Source organism: Streptomyces sp. NPDC014656 (genome assembly GCF_043084305.1).
Lineage (GTDB): Bacteria > Actinomycetota > Actinomycetes > Streptomycetales > Streptomycetaceae > Streptomyces.
The window spans coordinates 40159-54776 of sequence record NZ_JBIBZN010000012.1; the positions used below are offsets into that span (position 1 = coordinate 40159).

General features: G+C 74.9%; 17 protein-coding genes. 11 read left to right on the top strand and 6 right to left on the bottom strand.

Annotated elements, in window-relative coordinates; translation table 11 throughout:
- Nucleotides 1-2: 2 nt before the first annotated feature.
- Nucleotides 3-374 carry a 30S ribosomal protein S12 gene (gene rpsL, locus ACF1ED_RS25300; RefSeq protein WP_003948652.1) on the bottom strand — a complete coding sequence of 124 codons (372 nt, stop codon included), beginning with the start codon at nucleotides 372-374 and terminating at the stop codon, nucleotides 3-5.
- A 366-nt stretch (nucleotides 375-740) separates the two neighbouring features.
- Between rpsL and ACF1ED_RS25305 the strand changes: the two genes are divergently transcribed.
- Both ACF1ED_RS25305 and ACF1ED_RS25310 read left to right on the top strand, forming a co-directional pair.
- Nucleotides 741-1964 carry an FHA domain-containing protein gene (locus tag ACF1ED_RS25305; RefSeq protein ID WP_391764096.1) on the top strand — a complete coding sequence of 408 codons (1224 nt, stop codon included), beginning with the start codon at nucleotides 741-743 and terminating at the stop codon, nucleotides 1962-1964.
- The gene (locus ACF1ED_RS25310; RefSeq protein ID WP_391764098.1) at nucleotides 1961-3361 is read left to right on the top strand and encodes a serine/threonine-protein kinase; all 1401 of its coding nucleotides are present in this window, start codon (nucleotides 1961-1963) and stop codon (nucleotides 3359-3361) included. Before ACF1ED_RS25305 ends, ACF1ED_RS25310 begins: the two co-directional genes overlap by 4 nt.
- On the opposite strand, the gene ACF1ED_RS25315 is transcribed toward ACF1ED_RS25310, so the two are convergent.
- The 3 genes from ACF1ED_RS25315 to ACF1ED_RS25325 form a co-directional block, all read right to left on the bottom strand.
- Nucleotides 3315-3926, bottom strand: coding sequence for an FHA domain-containing protein (locus ACF1ED_RS25315; RefSeq protein WP_391764100.1), 612 nt, complete (start codon nucleotides 3924-3926; stop codon nucleotides 3315-3317). The genes ACF1ED_RS25310 and ACF1ED_RS25315 overlap by 47 nt on opposite strands.
- Nucleotides 3923-6889: a protein kinase gene (locus ACF1ED_RS25320; protein ID WP_391764102.1), complete on the bottom strand. Its 2967-nt coding sequence runs from the start codon at nucleotides 6887-6889 to the stop codon at nucleotides 3923-3925. The genes ACF1ED_RS25315 and ACF1ED_RS25320 overlap by 4 nt, the downstream gene beginning before the upstream one ends.
- A 124-nt stretch (nucleotides 6890-7013) precedes the next feature.
- A complete protein-coding gene (locus tag ACF1ED_RS25325) occupies nucleotides 7014-7463 on the bottom strand; it encodes a helix-turn-helix domain-containing protein (RefSeq protein ID WP_391764104.1) in 450 nt (149 codons plus the stop codon).
- A 244-nt stretch (nucleotides 7464-7707) separates the two neighbouring features.
- Between ACF1ED_RS25325 and ACF1ED_RS25330 the strand changes: the two genes are divergently transcribed.
- From ACF1ED_RS25330 to ACF1ED_RS25340, 3 genes are read left to right on the top strand one after another with little or no spacing between them, the layout of a single operon-like run.
- Nucleotides 7708-8076: a WhiB family transcriptional regulator gene (locus ACF1ED_RS25330; RefSeq protein WP_391764106.1), complete on the top strand. Its 369-nt coding sequence runs from the start codon at nucleotides 7708-7710 to the stop codon at nucleotides 8074-8076.
- Nucleotides 8069-8806: a hypothetical protein gene (locus tag ACF1ED_RS25335; protein WP_391764108.1), complete on the top strand. Its 738-nt coding sequence runs from the start codon at nucleotides 8069-8071 to the stop codon at nucleotides 8804-8806. Before ACF1ED_RS25330 ends, ACF1ED_RS25335 begins: the two co-directional genes overlap by 8 nt.
- Nucleotides 8800-9003 carry a hypothetical protein gene (locus ACF1ED_RS25340; RefSeq protein WP_391764110.1) on the top strand — a complete coding sequence of 68 codons (204 nt, stop codon included), beginning with the start codon at nucleotides 8800-8802 and terminating at the stop codon, nucleotides 9001-9003. The genes ACF1ED_RS25335 and ACF1ED_RS25340 overlap by 7 nt, the downstream gene beginning before the upstream one ends.
- Before the next feature lie 96 nt (nucleotides 9004-9099).
- Here the strand turns inward: ACF1ED_RS25340 and ACF1ED_RS25345 are convergent, their stop codons facing one another.
- A complete protein-coding gene (locus tag ACF1ED_RS25345) occupies nucleotides 9100-9930 on the bottom strand; it encodes a hypothetical protein (protein ID WP_391764112.1) in 831 nt (276 codons plus the stop codon).
- Between the two features lie 556 nt (nucleotides 9931-10486).
- Here ACF1ED_RS25345 and ACF1ED_RS25350 point away from each other — a divergent pair.
- The 4 genes from ACF1ED_RS25350 (at nucleotide 10487) to ACF1ED_RS25365 (ending at nucleotide 12474) form a co-directional block, all read left to right on the top strand.
- Nucleotides 10487-10894 carry a hypothetical protein gene (locus ACF1ED_RS25350; RefSeq protein ID WP_391764113.1) on the top strand — a complete coding sequence of 136 codons (408 nt, stop codon included), beginning with the start codon at nucleotides 10487-10489 and terminating at the stop codon, nucleotides 10892-10894.
- A gap of 136 nt (nucleotides 10895-11030) precedes the next feature.
- Nucleotides 11031-11639 (top strand): phage tail protein, encoded by a 609-nt coding sequence (locus ACF1ED_RS25355; protein WP_391764115.1) that lies wholly within the window; start codon nucleotides 11031-11033, stop codon nucleotides 11637-11639.
- 89 nt (nucleotides 11640-11728) lie between these two features.
- On the top strand, nucleotides 11729-12019 hold the full coding sequence (locus ACF1ED_RS25360; RefSeq protein ID WP_391764117.1) for a hypothetical protein: 291 nt from the start codon (nucleotides 11729-11731) through the stop codon (nucleotides 12017-12019).
- Between the two features lie 242 nt (nucleotides 12020-12261).
- Complete coding sequence (locus ACF1ED_RS25365; RefSeq protein ID WP_391764119.1) at nucleotides 12262-12474, top strand: hypothetical protein; 213 nt, start codon at nucleotides 12262-12264, stop codon at nucleotides 12472-12474.
- A 48-nt stretch (nucleotides 12475-12522) separates the two neighbouring features.
- On the opposite strand, the gene ACF1ED_RS25370 is transcribed toward ACF1ED_RS25365, so the two are convergent.
- On the bottom strand, nucleotides 12523-13467 hold the full coding sequence (locus ACF1ED_RS25370) for a hypothetical protein (RefSeq protein WP_391764121.1): 945 nt from the start codon (nucleotides 13465-13467) through the stop codon (nucleotides 12523-12525).
- A gap of 241 nt (nucleotides 13468-13708) precedes the next feature.
- Between ACF1ED_RS25370 and ACF1ED_RS25375 the strand changes: the two genes are divergently transcribed.
- On the top strand, nucleotides 13709-13915 hold the full coding sequence (locus tag ACF1ED_RS25375; RefSeq protein WP_391764123.1) for a hypothetical protein: 207 nt from the start codon (nucleotides 13709-13711) through the stop codon (nucleotides 13913-13915).
- Nucleotides 13916-13997: 82 nt separating this feature from the next.
- Nucleotides 13998-14606 carry a hypothetical protein gene (locus ACF1ED_RS25380; protein WP_391764125.1) on the top strand — a complete coding sequence of 203 codons (609 nt, stop codon included), beginning with the start codon at nucleotides 13998-14000 and terminating at the stop codon, nucleotides 14604-14606.
- Nucleotides 14607-14618: the final 12 nt, after the last annotated feature.

Below are 14618 nucleotides of genomic sequence, written 5' to 3' on the forward strand. Positions count from 1 at the left end.
TCTTACTTCTCCTTCTTGGCGCCGTAGCGGCTGCGGGCCTGCTTGCGGTTCTTGACACCCTGGGTGTCGAGGGAGCCGCGGATGATCTTGTAACGAACACCAGGCAGGTCCTTCACACGGCCACCACGCACGAGCACGATGGAGTGCTCCTGCAGGTTGTGTCCCTCACCCGGGATGTAGGCCGTGACCTCGATGCCGCTGGTCAGACGCACACGCGCGACCTTACGGAGGGCCGAGTTCGGCTTCTTCGGGGTGGTCGTGAACACACGCGTGCAGACGCCACGGCGCTGGGGCGAACCCTCGAGAGCGGGCGTCTTGTTCTTCTCGACCTTGTCCTGCCGGCCCTTCCGGACCAGCTGCTGGATCGTAGGCACTACTTCTCCGGTTTCTGTGTGCCGTAAGTACTACTAACCTGGAACATTCACCGACCCACGCGGTCGGGAGTGTCGGACCCGCAGAACCTTCCGCGGAAAGCGGAAAGGTGCGGATCACGGTGGCCGGTCTCGGACTCACCGTGCGGTTGTGGACACGCACAGGAGCCCAGGCACACCCCAGGCACAAGGCATGAGCGTACCTATCGCACGGACTGCGGTCAAAAGAAATGGAACCCGCCACCCCCGCCGCGAAGATCGTCCGGCCGGGCCACCTGCCCGTCGGAGGGTCTCGCGCCGGACTCCTGCCCGCCACGGAATTCCCCGTACCCCCCGCGCGGCGCGCCCCGGCACCCTACAGTGCGGCCCATGGATCCGGGACGGCAGCTCGCACTGGACGCCGGGGGCGCCGACTTCCTCGTCGACACGGCCAACGTGGTCCGGGCCACCGAACTCACCGACGGCCGCCCCGCCCACCTGGAGCGCCTGACCCTGCTGTGCGAGGCCCTCGCCGGCTTCGCCCGGGACGAGTCCGCGCAGGTCTACGCCGTCGTCGACCGCACGCTGCTCTCCGATCCGCACCTCTCCCCCGCCGAGCGCGCCACGCTCGCCCGGTGGGCCGCCGAGGGGCGCGTCGAGGTGCTGCCCTGGGCCGACCCCCGGCTCCTCGAACTCGCCCACGCGCTGGACATGCCGGTCGTGTCCCGCGACAACTACGTCGACTTCCACCGCCGTTATCCGTGGATCCCGGGCAACACGGACACCTTCCTGCTCCCCGTCCCGGACGCCGGAGGGCGGGGGGTGGCCGTGGTGCCGCGGATCATGCCCGTCGTGGAGGAGGCCCGGATCTCCCTCAAGGAGGAGCAGAACGAGCTCCACGCCGTCGGCCTCCACGACCGCCGGGGCAGCGGCGTCCGGGAGCGGGTCTTCCGGCGGAGCTGGCACTGCCCCGAGCCCGGCTGCCGGCTGTTCGGCCCCGACGCCCGGGCGGCCGCTCCCATGCCCGGCTACCGGCAGGGCGTCCCGCGCTGCCCGGAGCACGCCGCCCCGCTCGCCGACGCCGGGCCCGCCCCGGCCCGGGTCCTGGCCAAGATCCGCGTGGACGGCGTGCTGCGCACCCGCTTCACCGTCGTCGAGGGCGACCTGGTGACCGTGGGCCGGTTCCCCGACGGGCCCGGCCGGATCGCCCTGTTCCCCTGGCTGGAGGAGGGGGTGCGGCGCCTGATCAGCCGCGACCACCTGCGCGTCACCGTGCGCGGGGGCGCCCTCAGGGTCAGTGACACCAGTCACAACGGCAGCACCGTCCGGCGCCGCGACGCCCCGCCCGTGCCCCTGCGCCCCGGCCGGGAGTGGACCCTGCGGCCGGGTCAGGTCGTGGAGCTGTACGAGGGCGTGGAGCTGCTGCTCAGCGGGCGGCGCTACACCCTCGCGCCCGACGACGGGGAGCGGGACCCGCACCCGCCGCCGCGCCCCGAGGACTCCGCCCCGACCATGCTCCGGCCCCCGGACCCGGCCGGCGGCGCCTCCGGCGGGATCCGGGGCCCGGGGCCGGGCGGGGGCCGGAAGCCCGGGCGGAGGAGGCGGCGGCGATGACCGGAGGGACCGGTGGCGGGGAGCCCGGGGCGGGCGTCCTGCTGAACGGGCGGTACCGGCTGCTGGGGCCGCGCGGGGCCGGCGCGCAGGGCGCCGTCTTCACGGCGTACGACGAACGGCTCCGCCGGGAGGTCGCGGTCAAGACCCTCACCGCGACGGACGGGGAGGCGCGGGGGCGCTTCCGCCGCGAGGTCCACACCCTCGCCGCGCTCCGCCACGACCACGTCGTCACCGTCTTCGACAGCGGGGAGCACGCGGGCGTGCCCTTCGCCGTGCTGGAACTCGTCGAGGGGGAGAGCCTGGCGGGGGTCCTCACCCGGCAGGAGCGGCTCCCCCTCGCCCGGGTCCTGGAACTCGGCCGGCAGGTCGCGGACGGGCTCGCGGCCGCCCACGCGCACGGCATCGTGCACCGCGACATCAAGCCGGGGAACATCCTGGTCACGGCGTCGGGACGGGCGAAGATCTGCGACTTCGGCCTGGTCACCGCCTGGATGCCGGACGCGGCCCGGCTGACCGTGCGCGGCGGCCCCGGCCCGTGCACCCCCGGTTACGCCTCCCCCGAACAGGCCACCCCGGGACGGCCGGTGGAGGCGCCGTCCGACGTCTTCTCCCTGGGCGCCACGCTGTACGCGCTGCTGGCGGGCGGCTCGCCCTTCCGGGGCGCGGATCCCCTCGACACCCTGGCCAGGACCCGGGACGAGGAGCCGCCGCCCGTCACCCGCTACCGGCCCGAGGTGCCGGGATCCTGCGCGGCGCTCCTCGCCGCCGTGCTGGCCAAGGAGCCCGCGCGGCGGCCGAGCGCGGGCTCGGTGCGCAGCCGCCTGGCCACCGAGCTGGACCGGCTGCGCCCGCACGCCGCCTACAGCCCGACGGCCCGGGGCGGCCCACCGGAGCAGGGGGCCGAGCCGGTGCCCGGTCCGATGCCCACGCCGGTGCCCACACCGGTTCCCGTGCCGGTGACCGCTCCTGCGGTCACCCCGGTGGTCACTCCGGTGGCCGCCGGGCTGGACGACGTGACGCAGGCGGCGCCGGGGGCCGTGCCGCCGGGCCGTGGCCGTGGCGGCGGTGAGCCCGACCGCACGGAGCTGTGGCGGCGGCTGGAGGCGGCGGAGGAGGAGCTGCGGGCCGGGCGGGCCCAGGAGGCCGACGACGCGTTCCGGGCGCTGGCGGTCGAACTGCACGCCTCCGGCCACCACGCCCACCCCGCGATGCACGCGGCCCGCCTCGGCCGGGTCCGCGCCCTCGCCCGGCTCGGGCGGCGCGCCGCCGCCGAGCGCCGGCTGGCCCGGCTGCGGGTCCAGGCGGAGCAGCTGGCCGCGGACCATCCGCTGCGCCGGGCCGTGGCCGCCCTCACCCTGCGCCGAGCACGCGGAGGGTCACCGGGAGGGCCGCGGTGAGGCTCAGGGACGCCTCCGGCGACAGCCGGGCCCACTGGTGCGGCGGGAGGGCCCGGCCGTCGAGGTAGGTGTGGTGGCTGGAGCCCTCGTCCCGGACCCAGGCGGTGCCGTCGTGGTCGAGGCGGACCGTGGCGTGCCGCCGGGACAGCTCGGGGAATGCCTCGTCGTCGGCGAGGAAGGCGACGCGCGGGTCGTAGCGGGCGTCCCGCCCCAGCGTCACCGACCCGCCCGGCCGGAGCTCCACCGTGCCCCCGGCCACCTCCACCCGCAGCCCGGCGGCCCAAGAAGTCCCGGACCTCCCGCGCACGGTGGGGGCGGGGGCGGGCACACGGGCCAGGGCGGGAGCGGGGGCGGGAGTGGGAGTGGGGGCGGGAGCGGGAGTGGGAGTAGGGGACGGATCCGGTGTACGGGGCGGGGTGGGCGTACGGGCGGGGCCGGGGGTGCGGGATGGGGCGGGGGTGCGGGGCGGGGCCAGGGCGTACGGCGTGAAGCAGGCGTGGCAGACCAGCTGGCCCTGCGTCATGGCGGGCTCCCCGCACGCGCAGCGGCGGCCGTCCTCGCTCATTCGTCCTCCACCTTCGTCAGGGCCCGGAGCCCCAGGCGGGCCCGGATCAGCAGCGAGTCCGGCGGCGGCAGCGGCGGCTTCACCGGCTTGGGCCGGCCGGAGCGGGGACCGCCGTCGAGCTGCCACTGGCGGCTCTCCTCCTGCCAGTACTGGTAGGCGCGCACCGCCCGGCGCGTGTAGACGGCCCGCATCGCGAGGCCGCCGGGACTGTCCGGGCCGCCCATGTGCGCGACCAGTCCGGTGACCTCCGGATCCTTCGCGAGGGCGGTCCGCTCGGCCAGGGTCCGCAGCCGGTCGGCGGCCGGCTCGCCGATCGCCGCGAGGAGCATCGCGGCCCTGCCGGGGATGCGGAACACCTGGTCCGACGCCACCTGCCGCAGCTTCTTCATCTCCGGGTACGAGGCGTACCGGTTCTCCAGCTTCCGCAGCCCGGCCTGGACGCCGTACAGGCTCCCGGCCAGGGACGGGAAGCGGGCGAGCGTTTCGAGCACGCCCGGTTTCAGCACCTCCAGGACGTGCTTGCGGTCCTGGTGGGACGCCCCGGCCGCGCCGTTGACCACCGCCGCGCACGCCTCGATCAGCTCCGGTCCGGCGACGGGCCGGCCGCACAGCACCGGCGTCCCCTGCGGGTCGAGGAAGCGCAGGAGGCGGAGCACCGCCAGCTCCGGCTGGTCCGTCAGCCGGAACTCGCCGTCGAACCCGGCGTCCCAGTTCGGCCTCTGGGCGTCCGCCACCCGCGCGAGGCGTGCGGACCACTCCCTCAGCAGCTCCCAGGAGAAGGCCAGTTCCTTCTTGCTGGTGGTGCCCTTCCAGTCGACGAGGAAGCCCTGGATGACGGCCTTCCGGTCGTGCCGGATCGTCGTGGCCAGCTGGGCCGCGGTGCTGTACTCGTGTCCGCCGAAGGTCAGCCGGGAGCCGGCCCGGAGCGCCTCCAGGTCCCGCCGGTGCGTCTCCTGGCGTCTGGTCTCCTGCTGGGTGGGCTGCTTGGCGGGCGGTTTGGCCGGCTGCTTGGCGGCAGGCTGGGTGGGCTGCTTGGCGGGGGGCTGGGCGGGCTGCTTGACCGGTGACTTGGCGGGTTGCTTGGGCGCGGTCTTCGGCGGGGGCGGGGTCTGCTTCGCGGCGAGGGGCGCGCACACCGCGCGGACCACGAGGCCCGGGGAGCTCTTCTCCCCGCCCATCCGGTCCAGCAGCTTCTGGTACCAGGGCTCCACCTGGGCCGGGACGGTCACCGCCGCGGCGCGGACCTCCAGCTTGCGGCGGGCGGTGGTGCCCGGCAGGGCGGCCAGGAGCAGCAGGGGCGGCACCGCCTCGTTGCGCGGGAAGCGGACCGTCGCCGGGGTGTTCGCCATCACCGTGTCGTTCGTCCACTGGTGGACGAGGCGGCGCCACGGGGCGGCGGCGGCGCCCAGTGCCTTCAGGCGGTCGAACCGGGCGAGGAGGGCGAGGAGTTCTTCCTCGCGCAGCTCCCGCACGGCTTCGATCGCCCTGGCGTTCCCGTCGGCCGCCTCCAGGCAGACGCCCTCCAGGGCCGCCTGGCTGAGCGGCCGGTCGGCCAGCACCGGCAGTCCGGCGGGGTCCAGCCCGAGCAGGAGGCGGTTGAGCTTGTACCAGCGCGACCGGCTCCCTCGCAGCTCCGCTTCGAGGGCCGCCCGCTCCTGGGGCGTCCGGCCGGCCCGCAGGGGCTGCCAGCCGAGCAGGGCGTCGAGGTCGGGGGATCCGCCGCCGGCCGGCAGGAGGGCGGCCAGCGCGTGCTGGGGGTCGTCCCGGAGGGCCTGGGCGAGCCGGGCGGGCTCGCCGGGCGCGCCGGTGTAGGTCCCGGAGCCGTACCGGAGGGTGTGCCCGCCCTTCCCGTCCGCTCCGGGCGGGGCCGTGGAGGCGGCGGAACGCACGGGCGCGGGCGCCTTCGCGGGGGGTGTCGTCTTCGCCGGACCAGCCGCTTTCGGGGACGCGGCGGTCTTCGCGGGTCCGGCGGTCTTCGCGGGCGCGGGCGCCTTCGCGGACGCCACGGCTTTCCCCGGTAAGGCCTTCGCGGGGGCCGCGGTCTTCGCGGGACCAGCCGCTTTCGCGGGCGTCGCGGTCTTCGCGGGGGCCGTGGTCTTCGCGGGCGTCGTGGTCTTCGCGGGAGCCGTGGTCTTCGCGGGCCCGGCGGGTGCCGCGGGCGGGGGTTCGCGGCGGGTCGGGGCGGGCGGGGGCGGGGCGGGCGGGATGCCGGGCGCGGTCGGGCGGTCGTACGCGTCCGCCCAGTCCAGGACCCGCGCGCTGCCCCAGCGTGCGTCCGGGTCCCGCTGGAGGAGGCCCCGGCACAGCGGTCGCAGCAGGGACGGAACCCGGCTGAGGTCCATGTCGGACTCGCGCAGCCGCTGCTGCACGGCCGGGGCGGTCATGCCGTGGAAGGGGTCCGCGCCGGCGGCCAGGAGGAGGACGGACATGCCGAGCGACCACCAGTCGTAGGCGGGGGTCACCTCGTGCTCCGGGGGCGCGAAGCCGGGGGTGAAGGCGACGGTCATCCGGGCGCGCTCCAGGAGGCGGCTGATGCCGTAGTCGGCGAGCACGACCTGCGGGCCCGCGTCGACGAAGAGCATGTTGGCCGGTTTGATGTCCCGGTGCACGATGCCGAGGGCGTGGAGCTGGTTGACGCCGCCGACGAGCCGCCGCACGACGTGGACGAGGTCGCCGGTCCGCATGGGCATCCGCGCGGCGGCGGTGCCGCCGCGCAGGTACGGCATGACCTCGAAGTCGCGGCCGTCGGCGGTGCCGGTCCGCTCGATCCGCATGAGGCTGGGGTGGGCGAGGTCGCCGAGCCGGTCCCACACCTGGCGGTCGGCGCGGATGCCCCGGCGGTACAACTTCACCACGCGGTCCTCGTGGCGCGCGTCGCGCCCCACGAAGAGGTCGGCCTCGCCGCCGCCCCCGCCGAGCGCGCGTACCGCCGTGTACTCCCCGCTCAGCGGCGCCGGCAACATCGGCACTCACCCCGCCGCATCCGTACCCCCCGTGCCCACACCTCCCCATGAAACGCCGAACGTGCGGATCACGACAAGGGGAACCGCCGGATCTCCGTTGCGCACCGGCCGGCTTGAGGGGGCGTCAGTCCCGGGCCGAGCGGCGGGGCTCCACGCGGGGCCCCTCCTCGCCGGGGGCGGCGTCGGGCTCCAGGAACTGGCTGACGACCTTGACGAAGACGCCCATGCGGTCGTCGGGGACGCCCAGCCAGCGGGCGAAGTCCTCCATGGTCGGCTGCCAGTCGGACGGCGGGAGGAGGTCCGCCGCGATGGGCAGCTCCTCCGGGGTGACCCGGCCGGAGCGGATCAGCATGTCGCGGACGGAGACCCCGAGGAGCGGGGCGATGCGGCGCATGGTCTCCAGGTCGGGCATGCTCTGCCGCTGGAGCAGGCGGGTCACCGCGGCCCGGTGGACGCCGGCCTCGTCCGCGATCCGCGACTTGCCTCCGCCGCGCGGGCTGTCGATGTCGTACCCGCGCCGTCTCATGAGGTCTTCGACCCAGCCGGCGAACTCGTCGAGCCCTTGAGTGTTCATGCTTACCGCTCCCTCATCATCCCCACCCTCCGGGTCCCCCACTCTAGCGTGCTTGCGCGCACGGAATTACGTGCTTTCGGGCACGCAATAGTGTCGAATCGATGAAGAACCCTCCACAACGCTAGTTGCGAGCTCGCACGCAACATGCGAGTCTGCTGGCCGCCGCACTCGCCGGCCTCCCGCACACCGGGCCCCCTAGGGGTGCCCCGTGTTCCGGCGGCCCCGGACCGTGGAGAGAACCGTCTTGTTCCAGCCCGACCCCACCCCCTGGCAGGCCGCCGCCGCGTGCGCCGGCCTCTCCCCGTCCGTCGTCTTCGCCCGCCGCGAGCGACAGGCGGCCCCCGCCCTGGAGGCCTGCGCCGCCTGCCCCGTCGCCCGCGAGTGCGAGGAGGCCGTCGCCCCCTCCGAGAGCTGGTTCGACGGCGTCTGCGCGGGCCGCCTCTGGCGCAACGGACGTGCCGTGAAGCCCCGTACGCCCCGCGCCCGGCGGTCCGCCGGCGCCGCCCCGGCCGCGGCCCCCGCCGTCGCTCCCGCCGGCGACCCCTTCGACGTCCGGGTCGCCGCCGCCCAGCTCGACGCCGTGCTCGCGGGCACCGGGGGCACCCGTGGCTGAGCGTCCCGCCGCCGGCGCCGCGGCCGTCCCGCGGGACATCACGCTCTGGGCCGCCGCCCTCGTCCGCCACTTCCCCGAACTGGCCGAGGAGCTGGCCCCCGTGCGCCGCTCCCCCGTCGGCCCCGCGCCCACCGGGCCGCACCCCGGCGCCGGCGAACTCCTCCGCCAGGAGCGGCGCGAGGCGCTGCTCCTGGAACAGCGGCACGGGCTCGCCGTGCCCGGTCACGGCGCCGCCCCGATCCGGCTCCACGTCTCGGACTGCATCCGGGACGTCACCGACGGCGTGGTGGAGCTGGAGGAGGCCGTGCACGCGCGGCTCGGCCTGCCCCGGCCGCCGCGGGCCGGGGTGACCGACCGGCTGCGCCGGATCGTCGCCCTGCTCGACGGCGTCGCGGCCCACCCCGACCTCGCCCGGCACGTGCGCGACGAGGTCCGGCGGATGGCCCGCCGGTGCGCCCGCACCCTCGGCGAGGCCGAGACGGTCGTCCGGGTGGCGGGCCGCTGCCCCTGGTGCGACTCGGTCTCGCTGCGCGCCTTCCCCGACCGGCGGGCGGTGCTCTGCGTCAACCCGGCCTGCGTGTGCGCGGATCCGGTCTGCGGCTGCCAGGACGACCCCGCCTACCGGCACCTGTGGCGGGAGGCGGAGTGGCCGGAACTGGCCGACGCCTCCGGGGCCCGCACGGAGGAGATCGCGGCGGCGATGGACGACACGGAGGAGACCGCGTGCTGAGCACCCCCCACCTGCCCGCCCTGATCCCCGGGCCGCTCGCCGCCGAGGAGGCGGGGGTCGCCCCCGCCACCATCCGCAAGTGGGTCCAGCTGGGCCACCTGCGGGCCGCGGGCAAGGCGGGCCGGGCCCAGCTCTTCCGCCTGGAGGACGTCTTCGCGGCGGAGCGGGCGACCCGCCGCCGCACCCGCACCGCCTGATCCCCGGCCCTCCGCCGCCACCGGCGAAGCACCCCGTGTCCGACACCGGACACGGGGTGCTTCGTCATGCCGTCACGCCGTCACGCCGTCACGCGGTCACGCCTTGAGGAAGTCGTGGAGCGAGCGGGTCAGCTCCTCGGTGAAGCGGGCGCGGACCGGCTCGTCGACGCGGTCGAGGGAGAGGTACGGGTTGAGGTCCTCCAGCTCGACCAGGAGGAGCCCGCCGTCCGGCGCCCGGCAGGCGTCCACCCGCTGGACGCCGTGGCGCAGGGTGTTCCAGGCGACGAAGCGGCGCGCGAAGTCGAGGTCGGCGCCGGTGGGTTCGTACGGCACCAGCTCCCAGCGGCGCGCGGGGTCGGGGGCGTACAGCGCGTACTGGAAGCGGTCGTCGACGAAGTAGAAGGAGACCTCGTACCGGAAGTCGATCCGGGGCTGGACGAGCAGGCCGCCGCCGGCCGCGAGGGCGGGGAGTTCGGCGTACGGGACGAAGCGCAGCCCTATGGAGTCGGCGCCGGCCCTGGGCTTGACCGCGTACTCCCCGGCTTCGGGCAGAAGGCGCAGGTCCTCCGGCCGGTCGACCGTGGGGATGACGGGGAGGCCCTCGGCGGTGAGGTCGAGGAGGTACTGCTTGCCCGCCATGTCCCCGCGGCCGTGGAGCGGGTTGTAGACGCGGGTGCCGAGGGCGGCGGCGCGCTCGCGGAAGCGGTCGTACGCCTCCTGGTGGTGGAGGACCGGGCCGCTGTTGCGGACGACGACGGCGTCGAAGGAGTCCATGAGGGCGGCGGCGTCGCGGGGGTGGCAGAGGGCGAGGTCGAAGGAGGCGCGGAGGCGGGCGGTGAGGTCGATGTCCTCGTCGCAGTAGCGGCGTCCGCGGGCCGGGTAGGCGAGGTCGGTGACGTAGAGCAGGCGGGGACGGTCGGCGGACACGGGGGGCTCCTCGGGGGTCGGGGAGGGCCAACCTATCGGCGGGCACCGGCTCCGTGGAAGGCATCGCCGCAGGTCAGGGACGTATGCCTGAGGGCGGGGCGGAGCCGGTCACCGAACTAGTTGCGTGCACGCACGCTCTCTGTCACAGTTGGCGCAGCGGCGGAGCTGCGCCCGCGGGACGGGCGGCGGCTCCGCCGTCCGCCGTCCGGGGCGCGCTGCCGCGCCCCTCCCCCTCCCCCGCGGAAAGCCCCCGGACGGCGCCCCGCGCACCCCGCGCCGCACCACCCGCGCGCCCTCCGCGCCCCCGCACCACCTGCACCACCTGCACCACCAGCGCACCCCGCACCACCCGCGCGCTCCGCGCCACCTCCACACCCGCACCACCCGCGCACGCCTCACCAACCGCGCCACCTCCACACCCGCGCGCCCTCCACACCCGCACCACCCGCACCCCCCTCCCTTCCCGCACCCCCTCCCTTCCCGCGCATCCCGCGCATCCCGCGCCCCGGGCGCCCCGGGCGCCCCGCGGGTCCGTCCCCTCCCGAGGAGAACCGTCATGACCACTCCCCCGAGTGCGTTCCCGGACGTCGAGAAGCTGGTCGTCGACGTCCTCAAGGCCGATCCGGCGCTGGCCGGGGCCGTGATCGCCGTCCAGGCGCCCGCCGGCTTCGACGGCACCCAGGCCGCCGTCCTGGTCAACCGCCGCGGCGGCGCCTGGATCGGCGACCTGCACGTCGACATGCCGCTGATCGAGTTCGAGGTGTACGGCCCGACCAAGAACGAGGCCCACGTCCTCGCCAACGGCGCCCGGCGCGCGCTGCTCGCCACCCTCGGCAAGCGGATCGGCGTCAACGTCGTGCACGACGTGGAGGAGCAGGACGGGCCGCGCTGGCTGCCCGACTACCTCTACCGGGGCGCCAACCGCTACCTCTGCGTGCTGCGCCTCTCCCTGAGCGTCTTCTGACGCGCCGCCGGACCCTTCGGGATCCCGTCCGGCCCCATCGACGAGGCCCTGCCGTCCGGCGGGGCCTTCGCCGTTCCCGGGCTCCCTTCCCTCCGCCCGGGCGCGGCGCCCCACCCCATCACAAGGAGAAACCACCATGGCAGGAAACAACTCGGCCGAGATCCGCGTCGCCGGCACCGGCAAGCTCTTCGTGGCCGCCGCCGGTTCGACCGCCCCGGCCTTCGGTTCCGACCCGGCCACCGACTGGGCCGCGACGACCTGGACGAACCTCGGCTACACCACCGGCGACGGCGTCACCTTCTCCAAGAAGGACAAGCTGGAGCCGATCGACACCTGGCAGTCGGTCTCCCCGGTGCACTTCATCTACTCCAGCCGCGACCTCTCGCTGAAGTTCTCGATGCTCCAGTTCAACGAGGACACGCTGCCGTTCTTCATGGGCGGCGGCAAGGTCGAGGCGGAGCCGGCCGCGTCGACCGACACGTACAAGTACGAGATCGCCGAGCGGCCGTACGCGGACGCCCGCGCCCTCGGCCTGGAGTTCACCGACGTGAAGGTCGGCGGCGTCGCGGTCACCTACCGCTTCATCATCCCGCGCGGCCAGGTCACCGCCTCCGACGACATCAAGCTGGCCCGCAAGGCGGCGTCCACCCTGGGCGTCACCTTCACCGCGATGTCGAACGGCGACGGCAAGCCGCTGGCGACCTTCCTCATGAAGGACAACCAGTACGGCACGGCCTCGGCCTGATCCACCCCCCGGGGGCGGGGCGGCCGAGCGCCGTCCCGCCCCGGGGACCTTCCCCACCCCACTCACCCGATCGAGGAGTACGCATCGCCATGGCCCGTTTCGACGTCAACGCCGCCCGCGCCCAGCGCCAGGAGGCCCACGGCCGCGCCTGGTCCTTCGAGCTGGACGGCGACACCTTCACCCTTCCGACGGAGCTCTCGCGCGCGACCGCGAAGGCGCTGCGCAAGCTCGACGACAACGACGTGGACGGCCTGCTCGCGCTCCTGATGGGCGGGGACCAGTTCGCCCGCTTCGAGGAACACGACGTCACCATGCAGGACATCGCCGCCATCCTGGAGGCGTACGGCAAGGAGACCGGGCTCGGCCTGGGGGAAGACTGAGCCTCGTCGAGTTCGTCGACGAACACGCCGAGGCCCTTGAGGCGGACCTGCTCCGCTACTACGGGACGGACCTGCTCGACTGGCACCGCGGTGAACTGTCCAGTCGCCGGCTCCTGCTCCTGATCCGGCACCTCCCCCGGGACGGTGCCCTGCAGCGCTCCCTCCACGGCGAGGCCGCCGAGTGGTCGGTCTCCGATCACCTGCTGGCGGCCGCGGTCGACCACCTCGCCGTCGCCAACTGGATGTTCGCCTGCGTCAACACGGGCGAGGACGACGATCCGCCCGAGCCCCCGGTGCCGGTCCCGCGGCCGGTCGACGCGGAGGCCGAAGCGGAGGCCGGCACCGGCTCCGGCCGGGACCGGGCGGGCGCGGGAGACGCCGGGGGGACGGGGTCCGCCCCGGGCGGCGCCGCCGAGGCGGTGTCCCCCACGGACCTCGCCCGCTTCTTCGGCTGAACCCCGTCCCGCTCGCCTCCGCACCCGCGCCCCCGGAGACCCGTCCCGTCAGGGAACGGGCTCCGGGGGCGCTTCCTGTGCTCGTTCGGCGGCCAGTTCCTCCTCCAGGGCCCTGGCCCGGTCGGAGAGGCTGCGCGCCCGGCCCGTGCGCGACTCGGCCTCGGCGGGGTCCGCGGGCCGGCGCTCGCCGCCCGCCTGGGCCTGGTGGGGCACTCCGGCGAGCGGCGGCACGATCGGGCGTCCGCCCTTGCCCCGGACGACCTTCCGCACGGGCAGGCCGTTCCTCCGGGCCCGGCTCTCCTGGGCGGTCACGAGGAGGTCCGGCTCGGGTTCCTTCTGGTGTTCGAGCTCGGGCTCCGGCACGGGCCCGGCCTCCCGCCCGGGACCCGCTTCCGGTACGGCCTCCGCGCCGGGCCGACGAACCGACTCCGCGTCAGACCGTTGAACGGACTCCGCGTCAGTCCGGCGAACCGACTCCACGTCAGATCGCTGAACGGACTCCGCGTCAGGACGGGCGAAGGACTCCGCGTCGGCCTCCTGTTCGTGGGCGGGCTCGGCGCGCCGTTCGAAGGACTCGCGCTCCCTGCGCACCCGTTCCTCGACCTCGACGACCACGGCCGGGGGTTCGAGCAGGCGGGCGAAGGGCAGGGCGATGACCCGGGCGCCGTCCGTCCCCCCGGAGGAGCGCCGCTGCGGGCGCCGTATCCCGCGGGCGTCCTCCTGACCCTGGGCGTAGGCGTCGGCGACGCGCTTCTCGTACTCCCTCCGGATGCGCGGGAGTTCGTCCGACACGGCCTCGGCCCAGCCCGCCGTGAAGGCGGCCGTCTCGCGGCGGTCGACCTCGCTCCGGGGGACGACGACGAGGTCCCCGGGCGCGTACCCGAAGCGGTGCACGAGTTCGGAGAGGTGAGCGAAGAGGTGAGGCAGATCGGGATGGGCCGCGAGCCAGTCGACGACCCCGTCCCGCCGGTGCGCTCCCGGATCCGTGTCCATGCGTCCGTACTGCCTTCCAGCCCCCTGGGATCCCCCGCGCGCCCCTCGCGCCCCGGCCCCTCGGAGTGGTCGGATCCGAGACGCGCCCTCCAGGTTACCCGCTCGAACAGACGTGTCGATCGGGCATCCGGATGTGGCGGACGACCTGACGAAGGACGCGCCGGAAGCCTTTCCCACTCGACAAAACTCGAACGACTGTTCGAGAATGCATCGCACACAGGCAATCGGAAGGCAGGGCAACATGACGTCCCAGACCGGGGGAAGCCGCACAGGGAGCACGCTCCACGACCTCGTCGACGAGCTGCTGGGCGGACCCGGTCCCTTCGACAAGCGCGCACTCCTCGCCACCCTCGACGCCGAGGTCGCGGCTCGCGAGATCCACGCGTACAAGGCCGGGTGGAACGACGCCCGGACCGAACTCCGCAAGCACCGCCACACCCGCGACTAACACGCCCCCGCCCCGTCAGGCCCCCGCCTCCGCACCGGAGTCGGGGGCCTCGGCGTTCCCCGGGGGCCGGCAGGAGGACCCCATGGCCGATCCCGAGGAGAAGAAGGCCCCCACGCTGGTCCAGCGCGTCGAAGCCCTGGAGGAGAAGGAGGCCGGCCGGGACAAGGAGGACAAGGAGAAGGAGCAGGACCGCAAGGAGTACTGGGGCCACGAGACCATCGCGATCAAGCAGGAGATCACCCGGCTCGCGAGCGAACACGCGGCCCTCAAGGGCGAGGTGGTGGCCGTCCACGCCTCCTGGGACATCATCGCGCTCGGCCTCCCCGCCCTGTACAGCCTCGAACCGGTCGTCGAGGGCCTGCTCAAGAAGGTCAACATCGAACGCAACCGGTGGGGCATGCTCTGGCGGGTCTCCAAGGCCGAGCGGGAGAAGCGCGAGCGCGAGGCCCAGCGGGTCGACAAGGCGCTCGCGAAGCTCCAGGACTACCACCACGGCACCCGCGACAAGATCAAGAACTCCAACCTCCGCATCAGCAAGCTGGAGAAGACGGTCAAGAAGCTCGACCGGGCGCGGAACGTCTCCCGGCAGCAGATCCGGCACATGGAGTCCTCGCCCGCGCTCCAGGGCACGACGAACCAGGTCACCCTCCTCGAACGACGGGTCGCCCTCCTCACCGCCGCCCTGTCCTGACCCCCCGAAACC

Excerpts from the sequence above, each read along its gene's own strand:
- ACF1ED_RS25305 (WP_391764096.1), top strand. The coding sequence starts at position 741 with ATGGATCCGGGACGGCAGCTCGCACTGGACGCCGGGGGCGCCGACTTC.
- ACF1ED_RS25310 (WP_391764098.1), top strand. The coding sequence starts at position 1,961 with ATGACCGGAGGGACCGGTGGCGGGGAGCCCGGGGCGGGCGTCCTGCTG.
- ACF1ED_RS25315 (WP_391764100.1), bottom strand. The coding sequence starts at position 3,926 with ATGAGCGAGGACGGCCGCCGCTGCGCGTGCGGGGAGCCCGCCATGACG.
- ACF1ED_RS25320 (WP_391764102.1), bottom strand. The coding sequence starts at position 6,889 with ATGTTGCCGGCGCCGCTGAGCGGGGAGTACACGGCGGTACGCGCGCTC.
- ACF1ED_RS25325 (WP_391764104.1), bottom strand. The coding sequence starts at position 7,463 with ATGAACACTCAAGGGCTCGACGAGTTCGCCGGCTGGGTCGAAGACCTC.
- ACF1ED_RS25350 (WP_391764113.1), top strand. The coding sequence starts at position 10,487 with ATGACCACTCCCCCGAGTGCGTTCCCGGACGTCGAGAAGCTGGTCGTC.
- ACF1ED_RS25355 (WP_391764115.1), top strand. The coding sequence starts at position 11,031 with ATGGCAGGAAACAACTCGGCCGAGATCCGCGTCGCCGGCACCGGCAAG.
- ACF1ED_RS25360 (WP_391764117.1), top strand. The coding sequence starts at position 11,729 with ATGGCCCGTTTCGACGTCAACGCCGCCCGCGCCCAGCGCCAGGAGGCC.
- ACF1ED_RS25365 (WP_391764119.1), top strand. The coding sequence starts at position 12,262 with ATGTTCGCCTGCGTCAACACGGGCGAGGACGACGATCCGCCCGAGCCC.
- ACF1ED_RS25370 (WP_391764121.1), bottom strand. The coding sequence starts at position 13,467 with ATGGACACGGATCCGGGAGCGCACCGGCGGGACGGGGTCGTCGACTGG.
- ACF1ED_RS25375 (WP_391764123.1), top strand. The coding sequence starts at position 13,709 with ATGACGTCCCAGACCGGGGGAAGCCGCACAGGGAGCACGCTCCACGAC.
- ACF1ED_RS25380 (WP_391764125.1), top strand. The coding sequence starts at position 13,998 with ATGGCCGATCCCGAGGAGAAGAAGGCCCCCACGCTGGTCCAGCGCGTC.